This window comes from Clostridium sp. TW13, from assembly GCF_024345225.1.
Lineage (GTDB): Bacteria > Bacillota > Clostridia > Clostridiales > Clostridiaceae > Inconstantimicrobium > Inconstantimicrobium mannanitabidum.
Genome location: NZ_BROD01000001.1, coordinates 4030001 through 4044796 on the forward strand (window position 1 = coordinate 4030001; position 14796 = coordinate 4044796).

At 34.7% G+C, this 14796-nt stretch carries 10 protein-coding genes and 2 rRNA genes (1 of these 12 running past the window's edge); 3 read left to right on the forward strand and 9 right to left on the reverse strand.

Annotated elements, in window-relative coordinates:
• From OCU47_RS18650 to dnaA, 9 genes are all read right to left on the reverse strand, one after another.
• Positions 1–2020 (reverse strand): 23S ribosomal RNA (locus OCU47_RS18650); it reaches 882 nt to the left of the window's first position.
• Positions 2021–2366: 346 nt separating this feature from the next.
• A 16S ribosomal RNA gene (locus OCU47_RS18655) occupies positions 2367–3881 on the reverse strand.
• The 16S and 23S rRNA genes sit together here, the layout of an rRNA operon.
• A 538-nt stretch (positions 3882–4419) precedes the next feature.
• Entirely contained in the window at positions 4420–6945 is a 2526-nt protein-coding gene (gyrA, locus tag OCU47_RS18660; protein WP_261830082.1) for a DNA gyrase subunit A, read from the reverse strand.
• 33 nt (positions 6946–6978) lie between these two features.
• On the reverse strand, positions 6979–8892 hold the full coding sequence (gene gyrB, locus OCU47_RS18665; RefSeq protein WP_261830083.1) for a DNA topoisomerase (ATP-hydrolyzing) subunit B: 1914 nt from the start codon (positions 8890–8892) through the stop codon (positions 6979–6981).
• 62 nt (positions 8893–8954) lie between these two features.
• The gene (remB, locus tag OCU47_RS18670) at positions 8955–9224 is read right to left on the reverse strand and encodes an extracellular matrix regulator RemB (protein WP_261830084.1); all 270 of its coding nucleotides are present in this window, start codon (positions 9222–9224) and stop codon (positions 8955–8957) included.
• Positions 9225–9248: 24 nt separating this feature from the next.
• Entirely contained in the window at positions 9249–10331 is a 1083-nt protein-coding gene (gene recF / locus OCU47_RS18675; RefSeq protein ID WP_261830085.1) for a DNA replication/repair protein RecF, read from the reverse strand.
• 57 nt (positions 10332–10388) lie between these two features.
• Complete coding sequence (gene yaaA, locus OCU47_RS18680) at positions 10389–10595, reverse strand: S4 domain-containing protein YaaA (protein ID WP_261830086.1); 207 nt, start codon at positions 10593–10595, stop codon at positions 10389–10391.
• 71 nt (positions 10596–10666) lie between these two features.
• Positions 10667–11770 carry a DNA polymerase III subunit beta gene (gene dnaN / locus OCU47_RS18685; RefSeq protein WP_261830087.1) on the reverse strand — a complete coding sequence of 368 codons (1104 nt, stop codon included), beginning with the start codon at positions 11768–11770 and terminating at the stop codon, positions 10667–10669.
• Between the two features lie 259 nt (positions 11771–12029).
• Entirely contained in the window at positions 12030–13400 is a 1371-nt protein-coding gene (gene dnaA / locus OCU47_RS18690; protein ID WP_261830088.1) for a chromosomal replication initiator protein DnaA, read from the reverse strand.
• A gap of 617 nt (positions 13401–14017) precedes the next feature.
• Here dnaA and rpmH point away from each other — a divergent pair.
• From rpmH to yidD, 3 genes are all read left to right on the forward strand, one after another.
• Positions 14018–14152 (forward strand): 50S ribosomal protein L34, encoded by a 135-nt coding sequence (gene rpmH / locus OCU47_RS18695; protein ID WP_261830089.1) that lies wholly within the window; start codon positions 14018–14020, stop codon positions 14150–14152.
• 61 nt (positions 14153–14213) lie between these two features.
• Complete coding sequence (gene rnpA / locus OCU47_RS18700) at positions 14214–14585, forward strand: ribonuclease P protein component (RefSeq protein WP_261830090.1); 372 nt, start codon at positions 14214–14216, stop codon at positions 14583–14585.
• Complete coding sequence (gene yidD / locus OCU47_RS18705; RefSeq protein WP_261830091.1) at positions 14566–14775, forward strand: membrane protein insertion efficiency factor YidD; 210 nt, start codon at positions 14566–14568, stop codon at positions 14773–14775. The genes rnpA and yidD overlap by 20 nt, the downstream gene beginning before the upstream one ends.
• Positions 14776–14796: the final 21 nt, after the last annotated feature.

Sequence of the window (14796 nt, forward strand, 5' to 3'; positions counted from 1 at the left end):
CAACTTCGCCGGATTTACAGTTGAGACAGTGCTCAAGTCATTACGCCATTCGTGCGGGTCGGAACTTACCCGACAAGGAATTTCGCTACCTTAGGACCGTTATAGTTACGGCCGCCGTTTACTGGGGCTTAAGTTCATACCTTCGCTTGCGCTAAGTATTCCCCTTAACCTTCCAGCACCGGGCAGGCGTCAGCCCCTATACATCAGCTTTCGCTTTAGCAGAGACCTGTGTTTTTGCTAAACAGTTGCTTGAGCCTATTCTCTGCGACCTACTCTCGTAGGCACCCCTTCTCCCGAAGTTACGGGGTCAATTTGCCTAGTTCCTTAACTGTAATTCTTCCGCCGGCCTTAGGATTCTCTCCTCACCTACCTGTGTCGGTTTGCGGTACGGGCACTATTTCTCTCCCTAGAAGCTTTTCTTGACAGCGTGGAATCAGATACTTCGGAACCGTAGTTCCTTCCCCATCACACCTCAAGATTGTTGCGACGGATTTGCCTATCACAACTCTCTAAGTGCTTAGACTAGCATCCAATAGCTAGCACATCCTATCCTCCTGTGTCACTCCATCGGTAATAACGATTAATAGTGGTATCGGAATATCAACCGATTGTCCATCACCTACGCCTTTCGGCCTCGGCTTAGGTCCCGACTAACCCTCAGCGGACGAACCTTCCTGAGGAAACCTTAGGTTTTCGGCCTGTGGGATTCTCACCCACATCTCGCTACTAATGCCAACATTCTCACTCGTAATCAGTCCACCGCTCCTTACGGTACGACTTCAGCCCGATTACGACGCTCCCCTACCCATCAGTATAACTGATGCCGTAGCTTCGGTGGTAAGTTTGAGCCCCGAACATTTTCGGCGCAGGATCTCTCGACTAGTGAGCTATTACGCACTCTTTTAATGAGTGGCTGCTTCTAAGCCAACATCCTAGTTGTCTTGGAAATCCCACATCCTTTTCCACTTAACTTACACTTTGGGACCTTAGCTGACGATCTGGGCTGTTTCCCTTTTGACCACGGATCTTATCATTCGTAGTCTGACTGCCGAACTAATAGTATATGGCATTCGGAGTTTGATAAGGTTCAGTAAGCGCTATGCCCCCTAGCCCATTCAGTGCTCTACCTCCATTACTCATATTCGACGCTAGCCCTAAAGCTATTTCGGGGAGAACCAGCTATCTCCGAGTTCGATTGGAATTTCTCCGCTATCCACAGCTCATCCCATGGTTTTTCAACACCAACGTGGTTCGGTCCTCCACGAGATTTTACTCTCGCTTCAACCTGGCCATGGATAGGTCACCCGGTTTCGGGTCTACAGCATGCAACTAGTCGCCCTATTCAGACTCGGTTTCCCTTCGGCTCCGTACCTTAAGTACTTAACCTCGCTACATACCGTAACTCGTTGGCTCGTTCTACAAAAAGCACATCATCACACTCATATGGTGCTCTGATCGGTTGTAGGCACACGGTTTCAGGTTCTATTTCACTCCCCTCCCGGGGTTCTTTTCACCTTTCCCTCACGGTACTTCTTCACTATCGGTCATCAGGTAGTATTTAGCCTTGGGAGGTGGTCCTCCCTGCTTCCCACAAGGTTTCACGTGTCTCGTGGTACTCTGGAGCAGAACTATGATCTTCTCGTTTTACTTACAGGACTATTACCTTCTACGGTGTAGCTTTCCAGCTATCTTCAATTACGATACCTTCACGTTATGTTCTGTCCGCAACCCCAGAGATAAATCTCTGGTTTGGGCTCTTCCGCTTTCGCTCGCCGCTACTTACGGAATCGAGTTTTCTTTCTCTTCCTCTAGGTACTTAGATGTTTCAGTTCCCTAGGTTTACCTCCATACAACTATTTATTCATTGTACAGTACATGGGGTTTCCCATGTGAGTTCCCTCATTCGGAAATCTCCGGATCACAGGCTATGTGCGCCTACCCGAAGCTTATCGCAGCTTATCGCGTCCTTCATCGGCTCCTGATGCCAAGGCATTCACCATGCGCCCTTTGTAGCTTGACCTCTAACAAAAAACTAACTTCGTATTACTTTGTCGCTTTCCTCGCTGCGCTGCTCACTTACCTAAGTAAGCTCTGCTGCTCGCTCGTCAGCTCCGCGTACTACTCGTTTCTTTTTTGTTGATGTGTTATCAAAACACATCGTGCCTATCTTAACAAAGTTACTAAATCTAAATTCGCATTTGAATTTGACATTTGAGATATTACATTAAAATGTAATTTTTTATATACTTATGTGCAATTTTCAAAGAACAAAATTCTGAGAGAAGATCTCTCAAAATTAAACAGAGGATAACCAGTCTTCGTTTTTATCCAAGTACATGTTTCCATCACTTAGATGTTCTCCATAGAAAGGAGGTGATCCAGCCGCAGGTTCTCCTACGGCTACCTTGTTACGACTTCACCCCAATCGCTGACCCTACCTTCGGCCGCTGCCTCGCTTACGCGTTAGCTCACGGACTTCGGGTATTGCCAACTCTCATGGTGTGACGGGCGGTGTGTACAAGGCCCGGGAACGTATTCACCGCGACATTCTGATTCGCGATTACTAGTAACTCCAGCTTCATGTAGGCGAGTTTCAGCCTACAATCCGAACTGAGACAAGTTTTTGAGTTTTGCTCCACCTCACGGTATTGCATCTTTTTGTACTTGCCATTGTAGCACGTGTGTAGCCCTAAACATAAGGGGCATGATGATTTGACGTCATCCCCACCTTCCTCCTGGTTAACCCAGGCAGTCTCGCTAGAGTGCTCAACTAAATGGTAGCAACTAACAATAAGGGTTGCGCTCGTTGCGGGACTTAACCCAACATCTCACGACACGAGCTGACGACAACCATGCACCACCTGTCTTCCTGTCCCCGAAGGGACTTCCTCGATTAAGAGTAATGCAGGAGATGTCAAGTTTAGGTAAGGTTCTTCGCGTTGCTTCGAATTAAACCACATGCTCCGCTACTTGTGCGGGCCCCCGTCAATTCCTTTGAGTTTTAATCTTGCGACCGTACTCCCCAGGCGGGATACTTAATGTGTTAACGGCGGCACAGAAGGTTGGACCCTCCTACACCTAGTATCCATCGTTTACGGCGTGGACTACCAGGGTATCTAATCCTGTTTGCTCCCCACGCTTTCGAGCCTCAGCGTCAGTTATTGTCCAGAAAGTCGCCTTCGCCACTGGTGTTCTTCCTAATATCTACGCATTTCACCGCTACACTAGGAATTCCACTTTCCTCTCCAACACTCTAGACTTCCAGTTTGGAATGCAGCACCCAAGTTGAGCCCGGGTATTTCACATCCCACTTAAAAATCCGCCTACGCTCCCTTTACGCCCAGTAAATCCGGACAACGCTTGCCACCTACGTATTACCGCGGCTGCTGGCACGTAGTTAGCCGTGGCTTCCTCCACAGGTACCGTCATTATCGTCCCTGTAAACAGAGCTTTACAACCCGAAGGCCTTCATCACTCACGCGGCGTTGCTGCATCAGGGTTTCCCCCATTGTGCAATATTCCCCACTGCTGCCTCCCGTAGGAGTCTGGGCCGTGTCTCAGTCCCAATGTGGCCGATCACCCTCTCAGGTCGGCTACGCATCGTCGCCTTGGTGAGCCGTTACCTCACCAACTAGCTAATGCGCCGCGGGTCCATCTTATAGCGGATTACTCCTTTGATGATTCTACCATGCGATAAAACCATGTTATGCGGTATTAATCTTCCTTTCGGAAGGCTATCCCCCTCTATAAGGCAGGTTACCCACGTGTTACTCACCCGTCCGCCGCTAGATCGTCTTCCGAAGAAGACTTTCTCGCTCGACTTGCATGTGTTAAGCACGCCGCCAGCGTTCGTCCTGAGCCAGGATCAAACTCTCAATTTAAGTTTCAAGTTTAATCTTAGCTTTCGCTTAAAAGAATTGCTGGTCTTAAAAAAAGTTCATATGAACTATTAGTTTCCTCTGTTTAATTTTCAAAGATCATCTTGTTTTATTTTGTCACCGTTTGGCGACTTGTTTATCTTATCATCCAAAGTGTTTTGTGTCAACACTTTTTTCGAAAAGTTTTTTGTGAGATTAAATTCAATTTGTTTTGAATTTCTCATGCATCGCTTAGCGACATGACTTATAATAACACCTTTATAATATAACCTTTTTTTATGTACTGTGGCTATTTCGATAAAATTCTTTATTTTCTATTAAATACTCTATATTTTTATCTTTTTCGCATGTTGATACACTAGGGCATGTTTATACCTTTTTCCCTCTCAGCAGCACATATACAATAACCAACATACATCAATTTCATTGTAATCCGAAAAAATTTTATATGTTATTTCTATAATATTTCCACATTTAATTACCTTTATGCAACCTATTTATATAAAAAAAGCACATGCCTATGTAAGCATGTGCTAAAAAATTATTCTTCTTCTTGTGCTCTTTCAATAAGTTTTTCTAAGCCATTATTCGTTTCTTCTACACTATTTTCTACAGCCGCCTCAGTATCTAAATCATCTTCTTCAACTTCTGCCTTATCGATCTTAGCAATAGCAACTATCTTTTCATCTTCTAATGTTCTCATTAATGTTACTCCCATAGCAGATCTGCTTGTTACAGAAATATCTGATATATTAATTCTAATAGCAACGCCACTACTATTGATAAGCATTAATTCTTTGTCTTCATTACATACGGTTGCTCCAACTACTTTACCTGTCTTCTCAGAAATCTTATAAGTAATTAAACCCATTCCACCTCTGTTTTGAAGTTTATATTCCTTAAGAGGAGTTCTCTTTCCAAAACCATTTTCACTTATTACAAGAAGCTCTTCATCATCTACTGCTATATCCATACATACAGCTAAGTCTCCTTTTCTAAGATTTATTGATTTAACTCCAGAAGCTGTTCTTCCCATTGGTCTTACATCTTTTTCACTAAACTTAATAGCAAAACCTTCTTTTGTAGCTATGATTATATTAGCATCTCCATAAGTTACCTTAACCTTTAGTAACTCATCCCCATCTCTAAGATTTATAGCTATAAGACCATTTTTTCTTATATTTTTAAATTCACTTAAAGATGTTTTCTTAACAAGCCCATGAGTAGTAGCCATAAACAAATATCCATCCTGATCTAAATCCTTTATAGCTAACACTACTTGTATCTTTTCTTCTTTTTCTACAGGAATTAAGTTTACTAGATTTGTTCCTTTAGCTGTTCTTCCAGCTTCAGGCACTTCATATGCTTTTATCTTATATGCTTTACCCTTATTAGTGAAGAATAAAAGATTGGTATGCGTAGAAGTTACAAATACATGTTCTACAAAATCATCTTCCTTTGTAGTCATTGCCTGTATACCCTTACCCCCTCTTTTTTGAGCTGAATAAGTGTCAGCAGATATTCTCTTTATATACCCACCATTAGTAAGAGTTATAACTACATCCTCTTCTTGGATTAAATCTTCTATATCTATTTCATTTTCAACTTTATTTATTACAGTTCGTCTTTCATCATTATACTTGGCTTTTATTGCAAGTAATTCTTCTTTTATTACACCAAGTAATCTTTCTTCACTTGATAGTATTTCATTTAAGTATCTCATTAATTCCATAAGTTCATTAAATTCTTGTTCTATTTTATCTCGTTCTAAACCTGTTAATCTTCTAAGTCTCATTTCTAGTATAGCTTGAGCTTGAATAACTGATAATGCAAACTTCTCTATAAGAGTATTTTTTGCTATCTCACTAGTTTTAGAACCTCTGATTATACTAATAACTTCATCAATATTATCTAAAGCTATTCTTAACCCTTCAAGTATATGAGCTCTTTCTTCAGCTTTTCTTAATTCAAATACTGTTCTTCTTGTTATAACTTCTTTTTGATGTGCAATATAGTAAGTTAATATTTGTTTCAAGTTTAATACTTCTGGTTGATTATCAACTAAAGCCAACATTATAACACCAAATGTATCTTGCATTTTTGTATGCTTATATAATAAATTAAGAACAACATTAGCATTTGCATCTCTCTTTATTTCTATAACTATTCTCATACCATCTCTATCAGACTCATCTCTTAAATCTGAGATACCAGTTATCTTTTTATCTTTAACTAGATCAGCTATATTTTCTATAAGCTTAGCCTTGTTAACCATGTATGGCAATTCTGTTACAATTATTTTCTGTCTATTCTTCTCTTCTTCTATTTCTGCTTTAGCTCTTACTACTATCTTTCCTTTACCTGTTTCATAAGCTGCCCTTATTCCTGCCTTACCCATTATAGTTGCGGCAGTTGGGAAATCAGGTCCCTTAATATAAGTCATAAGTTCTAAAACAGTCAACTCTGGATTATCAATAAGGTTTATTGTTCCATCAATTACCTCACCCAAATTATGTGGAGGTATATTAGTAGCCATACCAACTGCTATACCTGAAGAACCATTTACTAATAAGTTTGGTATTCTAGAAGGTAAAACAACTGGTTCCTTTTCTTCACCATCAAAGTTTGGTATAAAATCTACAGTTTCTTTATTTATATCTCTCAGCATTTCTGTAGCTATTTTACTCATTCTTGATTCTGTATATCTCATTGCAGCAGCTGAATCACCATCTACAGAACCAAAGTTACCATGACCATCTACAAGCATATATCTCATTGAAAAGTCTTGAGCCATTCTAACTAATGCATCATATACTGATGTATCACCATGTGGGTGATATTTACCTAAAACTTCTCCAACTATTCTTGCACATTTTCTGTATCCTTTATCAGGAGTTATACCTAGCTCCTGCATTGAATATAAAATTCTTCTGTGAACAGGTTTAAGTCCATCTCTAACATCTGGTAATGCTCTACCTACTATTACGCTCATAGCATAGTCAATATAGCACTTTTTCATTTCATTCTTTATATCTACATCTTTTACTTTTCCTTCATTCAAATTCATGTACTTCACCTCGTACTAGACTATTAATCAAAATTAAATGTCTAAATTTACAACTTGTGTTGCATTTTCTTGTATGAAATCTCTTCTTGGTTCTACTTTGTCCCCCATAAGAATAGTAAACATTTCATCTGCTAACATTGCATCCTCTATGCCTACCTTTAGCAATATTCTTTTTTCTGGATCCATAGTAGTATCCCATAATTGGCTTGCATTCATTTCTCCAAGACCCTTGTATCTTTGTATGCCTAATGTATTATCTCTTCCACCAAATTCAGCTATTACTTGTTCCATTTCAGCATCTGTATAAGCATACGCTTCTTTTTTTCCCTTTGATACTTTATATAGTGGTGGTTGTGCAATATACACATGGCCATCTTCAACTAACTTATTCATGTATCTATAGAAGAAGGTTAATAGTAAAGTTCTAATATGAGCACCATCAACATCGGCATCAGTCATAATTATTATTCTGTTATACCTAATCTTAGTTACATCAAATTCTTTACCTACATTTCCACCTATAGCTGTTATCATTGATCTTATAGTATCAGAGTTTAACATCTTATCTAGTCTTTGTTTTTCAACATTCATTATCTTACCACGAAGAGGCAAAATAGCTTGGAAACTTCTATTTCTACCACTCTTTGCAGATCCACCCGCTGAATCTCCCTCTACTATATAAATTTCACATTCATCTGGATTCTTTGAAGAACAATCTGCTAATTTTCCAGGCAATGCAGTTCTTTCTAATACTGATTTTCTAGTAAGTTCTCTTGCTTTTCTAGCTGCATCTCTTGCTCTCTGAGCTAATAATGACTTATCAATAATAGTTTTTGCCACATCTGGATTTTCCTCTAAGAATTCAGCTACACCTTCTGCTACTATGCTATCAACAATTCCTCTAACTTCACTATTTCCTAGCTTAGTTTTAGTTTGCCCTTCAAATTGAGGTTCAGATATTTTTACAGATATTACTGCTGTAAGACCTTCTCTGGTATCATCACCTGATAAGTTTTTATCGTTATCTTTTACAAAACCATATTTCTTAGCGTAATCATTCAACACTCTTGTCATAGCACTCTTAAATCCAACAAGATGTGTTCCACCTTCTGCTGTATCTATGTTATTTGCAAAAGTAAATATGTTCTCATTAAAGCCATCATGATATTGTAAACCAACTTCTACAGATATGCCATCCTTTATTCCTTCAACATATATTGGTTCACTTTGTATTACTTCTTTGTTTTTATTTAAATATTCAACAAATGATTTTATACCACCTTCATAATGATATTTATCATCTTTACCTGTTCTCTTATCAAATAGCTCTATATTTATCCCTTTATTTAAAAATGCCAATTCTCTAAGTCTCTGAGATAATACTTCAAAGTCAAATTCTAACTCTTCAAAAATTTCTGTGTCTGGCTTAAAGTAAGTTGTTGTACCTGTTCTATCAGAATCACCAACATTCTCTAATTCAGTTAATACCTTTCCCCTAGAATACTTCTGTCTCCAAATATGACCTTCTCTATATACAGTTACTTCACATTGCTCTGAAAGAGCATTTACTACTGAAGCACCAACCCCATGAAGACCTCCAGAAACTTTGTAGCCTCCACCACCAAATTTTCCACCTGCATGTAGTATTGTCATAATAACTTCTACAGTGGCCTTATGCATTTTAGGGTGCATTCCTACTGGCATACCTCTACCATCATCTTCTACCAATATAGAATTATCCTCGTTAATATAAACATTTATATTCTTACAATATCCAGCTAAAGCTTCGTCTATACTATTATCCACTATTTCATAAACTAAATGGTGAAGTCCTCTGGCACTAGTACTACCAATATACATTCCTGGTCTTTTTCGAACCGCTTCAAGACCTTCTAGAACCTGTATCTGACTCTCATCATAATTACTACTTATCTTTTCTTGTTCCAATTCGTAACTCCTCCTACTTATTTTATTTCAATCTAAACTTAAAATAATCAATATATTGGAAATTACTTTTCACTTAGATTATAATTTACATCCGTTCTCTTTGTAAGAGTTGCAGATGATATCGGTGATAAATACACTTTAGATTTCTTATCTACCTCTGCTATAACAAATGACTTTGGACTTTCATTTGTTATTTTTTCAATAAATCCATCTTCTTCAGCCATTCTTAAAAATTGACTTGTATCAGAACTAAACATAGTGGTTTGAATATCAAAAATTCCTATAATATCTTTTACTGGTACCACTACATTTTCTCCTAAATGTAAAAACACTATAATTCCTCCTTAACTTGTAACCTATATAATTGCTCCCTTTTTCACCTTAAAAACTTTTGCATTTGGATCTAAGTAATTATATAAATCTTCTATTCCTGTGCAAGTTATTATGGTTTGAATATTATTTATAGAACTCAAAACATATCTTTTTCTATTAAAGTCGAGCTCTGACAATACATCATCTAAAAGCAAAACTGGATATTCCCCCATGATATCTTTTATTATTTGCAGTGAAGCAAATTTAATTGTCAAAACAGCCGTTCTCTGTTGACCTTGTGATGCATAATTTTTAGCATCCATGTCGTTTATAAAGATGCTAAAATCATCCCTATGTGGTCCAATATTAGTTATTCTACGTTCTATGTCTTTTTTTCTGTCTTTACTCAAAGCTTTAAGCATATCTTCTGAGATATTCTCAGTTATTTTAAATGAATTAATATATTTAAATTCTATTTCCTCTTTACCAGAAGTTATATCTCTATGTATTTGCTTTCCATGTGAATTCAAATTATTTAAATACTCAATTCGTTGCTTAATTATATATTCACCATATTTAGAAAGCTGAATATCATATATGTCTAACATAGATTCCTCTGCATTATTCTTCTTTAAAACAGTGTTTCTTTCAGACAATATTTTGTTATATTGAACCAGACTATAATAATACTTTTTATTTAATTGTGATATTTCCATATCAAGAAATTTTCTTCTAATACCTGGTGATTCCTTTGCAATCTTTAGATCCTCTGGAGAAAACATAACTACATTGAAAACTCCAACTAACTCACCAATCTTATTTATTTTTATAGAATTAACCTTGATACCTTTTTTACCATCTTTAAAAATACTTATATCTATTTTTTTATCTAATCTTTCTTTTGCGATATTTAGACTTATTAAGGCTCTTTCTTTATCCCAAGATATCAGTTCCTTATCTTTGTTTGTTCGATGTGATTTTGCAAATGCACAATAATATATAGACTCAAGTATGTTAGTTTTTCCTTGAGCATTATCACCCATGAATACATTAACATTTTTTTCGAAGTTTATAGATATATTTTCATAATTTCTATAACTTAATAGTTGTAAATTCTTAATAAACATATTAACACCTATTTAATTATACCATAAAATCATCGGATATAATCAAGATACATTTTTTTAAATTATTGTATATTTCTCACCTTCAAATTCAACGTAATCACCTTTATAAAGCTTACGCCCCCTTTGAGTGCATATTTCACCATTTACTAATACCATTTCATCCAATATAAACATTTTAGCTTCAGCGCCACTTTGAGCTATAGAACACCATTTCAAAAAAGCATCTAGTTTTATAAAATCAGTGCTTATTTCAACATTAACCATAATTTCCATCTAAGAGATGCATAATTATGCATCTCTATACCTCCAACCTCTTTTTTACTTTGTAAGATAAATTAAATACTAGCAATTCTTACAGGTAATATTAAGTACTTACAATTGTTAACTTGCTTATTTTTTATTATGCAGGCAGATATACTACTTGTAAATTCCATTATAACTTCATCTTCTTCCATATTCTTAAGTATGTCTAAAAGGTATTTTGAGTTAAATGCAATTTGAAGTGGTTCACCTTGCAAATTTATGTTTACTTCCTCTCTCACCTTTCCCAATTGAGAATTAGATGTAATAACCATGGTATCAGTTTGAATATCTAATTTAATCAAATTAGAGTTACCATCCTTGGCCATAAGAGAAGCTCTTTCTATTCCATTTTGTAATTCTTGCCTATTAACATTAATAAATAGTTTATATTCTTGCGGTAATATCGAGTTATATTTTATATACTCTCCTTCTAACAATCTAGAAATTATTCGAGTTCCTGGAATACTAAATAATATGCTATTTGTAGTAAATGTTATATTCACTACATCTTCACTATCATCCAAAATTTTAGCTACTTCATTTAATGTTTTTCCTGGAATAACAGCATTTATACAATTAGTTGTATTTAAAGATTCTGTTCTTATAGCTAATCTATATCCATCTATTGCTACAAGATTTAAAATTCCATCATTAACTTCAAATAAAATTCCTTGTAATATAGGTCTAGACTCATCTTGGTTAATTGCAAATGAAGTACCTTTTATCATATTTTTTAATATTGATTGAGGAACACTAAATATATTATTTTCATTTATGCTTGGTAATATCGGAAAATCTTCTGCATTCATATGAACTAAGTTAAATACAGACTTGTGACATGTTATTTGTATTGAATTATTTTCACAAGTTTCTATTTTTACTTGTTCATTTGGTAGTTTTCTTATAATTTCACCAAATATTTTTGAATCAACTACAATAGATCCTTCTTCTATAATGTCAGTAGTTATCTTAGTTTCTATACTTACATCTTTATCTGAACCAATTAATTTTAATTCACCATTTCTAGCTTCTAAATAAATACCTTCAAGTATAGGCATGGTTGACTTACCTGTTATCGCTTTTTGAACTATTAAAATACTATCTTGAAGTTTTTGTTTTTCACATATAAAAATCATAGTTATCCTCCTTTTATTATTAACAATAAATCTAATCTATAATAAAGATAATATATATATAAATATAGTAGTAATAGTAGTAGGCGCTGTGGATTTGTTGAAAAGTACCTTTAGCCGTTGAAACAACTAAAAAAACAACAAAAAAATATTGTGGATAAGTAAGTACAACAAAATCATAGTTATCCACATTATTAACGCCACTTAGTGCTATATTAAGTTATCCACAAAGTATATACTGTAAATTATGTACAGCTGTGAATTATTTTTGTGTCAGCTTCTTAGTTAAGTCATTTACAGTGTTCTGGAGTATTTCATCAGTTTTTAAAGCTTCAGAGATTTTTTCATAGGCATGTATTACTGTAGTATGATCTCTTCCACCAAATTCTTCACCAATCTTAGGCAAGGACATATCTGTAAGTTTTCTGCAAAGATACATAGCTATCTGACGAGGGTAAGCTATATTTCTAGTTCTTCTTTGAGATTTTAGTTCTTCTATTCTTAAATTGAAGTAATTTGCAATTGCATCTTGAATTATACCTATAGTAACAATTGTGCCTTGCTTACTTGAGATTATATCTTTTAACGCTTCAGAAGCTAAATCTACAGTTATCTCCCTATTAGTTAGTGATGAATAAGCAACAATTCTTATAAGTGCACCCTCTAACTCTCGTATATTTGACTTAATTTTAGTAGCTATATATACCATAACTTCATTAGCAACATTAAGATTCTCAACATCAGCCTTCTTTTTTAATATAGCCATTCTAGTTTCAAAATCTGGAGCTTGAATATCAGCTATAAGTCCCCATTCAAATCTAGATCTTAATCTATCTTCTAATGTAGGAATTTCTTTTGGTGGTCTATCTGATGACAAGATAATCTGTTTATTTGCTTCATGTAGAGTATTAAATGTGTGGAAGAACTCTTCTTGTGTTCTATCTTTGCCAGCAATAAACTGAACGTCATCAATTAAAAGTACATCAACATTTCGATATTTATTTCTAAACTCCTCATTTTTATCATCTTTTATGGCATTAATAAGTTCGTTTGTAAATTTCTCAGAAGAAACATAAACAACTTTTGAGTTTGGATTATTTGTAAGTATATAATGACCAATCGCATGCATTAAATGCGTTTTACCAAGCCCAACACCACCATAGATAAATAATGGATTATAGGCCTTTGCAGGGGACTCTGCAACAGCAAGAGAAGCAGCATGAGCAAATCGATTAGAATTACCTATAACAAATGAATCAAAAGTATACTTAGGATTTAGTGTAGCAGACATTTCATCAGTAACAGTAATTGTTGCTTTTTTTAATGATTTGTCTCCACTTTGTGATTTATTAAGTTTATCTTCTTCAGAATCTTGTTCTATTTCAGATTTTATAAGAAATTCTATGTTGTATTTCTTTGAGGAAACTAGTTTTATTCCTTGAATTAGTAGAGCTTTATATCTTTTTTCTAGGATATCTTTGGTGAAATCATTAGGAACACCTATTTTTAAGATATCATTACCTATAGATATAGGCTCACAACTTTTAATCCATGTATTAAAACTAACCTCTGTCATTTCACTTTTTATTATGTTTAAGGTTTTTTCCCAGATTTCATTAAGTTGGACATCCATTTGTTTTCTATCCTCCAAGTTCTAAATAAAATAAAATTCATTAATACAGAGTTAATAACAATATAATTCACAATATATTAATGATAATTGACTTTGTGAATAAAAATATACACAGGTTAATAAAATTGTGTATATTTTCTGAGATAAAATATATTCCACAATTTAATAACTGAAAAATATTCACATCGATAAAACCAGTAAATATGCTGAAAAGCAAAAAAAAAATATAAGAAGAACTGAATAATTAAACAAGTTATGCACAGAGTTATCAACAGTTGTGGATAAGTTTATTTTTTTCAACAGTTTATATTAATAATAACATATAGAAATACATTGATTCAATAACTTATCCACAAAAAATATATATGTTGACCAATTTATTAACAATACTTTCAATAATACATATAATCAACATCGGGAGAAGCAACGAGATTTTAAATATAAAAATTATAAACAATAGAAAAGGATAATATTTTTTTATAATGTTTTGAATAAAAACACATTACCTTGACATTAATAATAAGTGAATATATAATTATTAAGTAAAACCTTAAGTTAAATCAGTCAGTATTTTGTTGACTATACAAACATAATCTAATTAAAGGGGGTGTTTACATATGTTTATGACATACCAACCTAAAAAGAGACAAAGAAAAAAGGAACATGGTTTCAGAAAGAGAATGAGTTCTGCTACAGGAAGAAATGTTCTTAAGAGAAGAAGACAAAAAGGAAGAAAAAAATTAACAGCATAAGAGGCCGCTTTAGTGGCCTTTTTCTGCAATTAGCAGAAAAAAAGGAGAATGAACTTAAATTATGCAATGGGATAAATTAAGAAAAAATGCTCAATTTAGACTAGTTTATAGGAGGGGGAAGTCCTTATCTAATGACAAACTAGTTCTATATGTATTGAAGAATAGAAAAAATATAGATCAAAATGGGAATGCATATAATAAGGTTGGCTTCTCTGTTAGCAAGAAAGTCGGAAAAAGTGTTATACGAAGTAGAGTTAAGAGATTGATGTTAGAAAATTTTCGATTGAATGCAGATAAGATTAAAGAAGGATATGATTTTGTGTTTATAGCAAGAGTGGCTGTAAAGGATAAATCATTTATTGAAGTACAAGATTCTATGATTAATCTGTTTAAAAGGGCAGGTTTATTGAAAGATGAAAACAGTATTAATTAATATAATTAAATTTTATAGGAAATTTATTTCACCTTTAAAAAGACCATGTTGCATATATTATCCTACTTGTTCTGAATATGCAATAGAGGCTATTAGTAAATATGGAATTATTAAAGGTGGCTTTATGAGCATAAAACGTATATTGAGATGTCATCCTTTTCATAAGGGAGGATATGATCCAGTAAAGTAAGTGAAAATTAGGAGGCCAAAG

Bases quoted from the DNA above. Each gene is read 5' to 3' on its own strand.
- gyrA (WP_261830082.1), bottom strand. From the start codon at position 6,945: ATGAATTTGAATGAAGGAAAAGTAAAAGATGTAGATATAAAGAATGAA.
- recF (WP_261830085.1), bottom strand. From the start codon at position 10,331: ATGTTTATTAAGAATTTACAACTATTAAGTTATAGAAATTATGAAAAT.
- yaaA (WP_261830086.1), bottom strand. From the start codon at position 10,595: ATGGTTAATGTTGAAATAAGCACTGATTTTATAAAACTAGATGCTTTT.
- dnaN (WP_261830087.1), bottom strand. From the start codon at position 11,770: ATGATTTTTATATGTGAAAAACAAAAACTTCAAGATAGTATTTTAATA.
- dnaA (WP_261830088.1), bottom strand. From the start codon at position 13,400: ATGGATGTCCAACTTAATGAAATCTGGGAAAAAACCTTAAACATAATA.
- rpmH (WP_261830089.1), top strand. From the start codon at position 14,018: ATGTTTATGACATACCAACCTAAAAAGAGACAAAGAAAAAAGGAACAT.
- rnpA (WP_261830090.1), top strand. From the start codon at position 14,214: ATGCAATGGGATAAATTAAGAAAAAATGCTCAATTTAGACTAGTTTAT.
- yidD (WP_261830091.1), top strand. From the start codon at position 14,566: ATGAAAACAGTATTAATTAATATAATTAAATTTTATAGGAAATTTATT.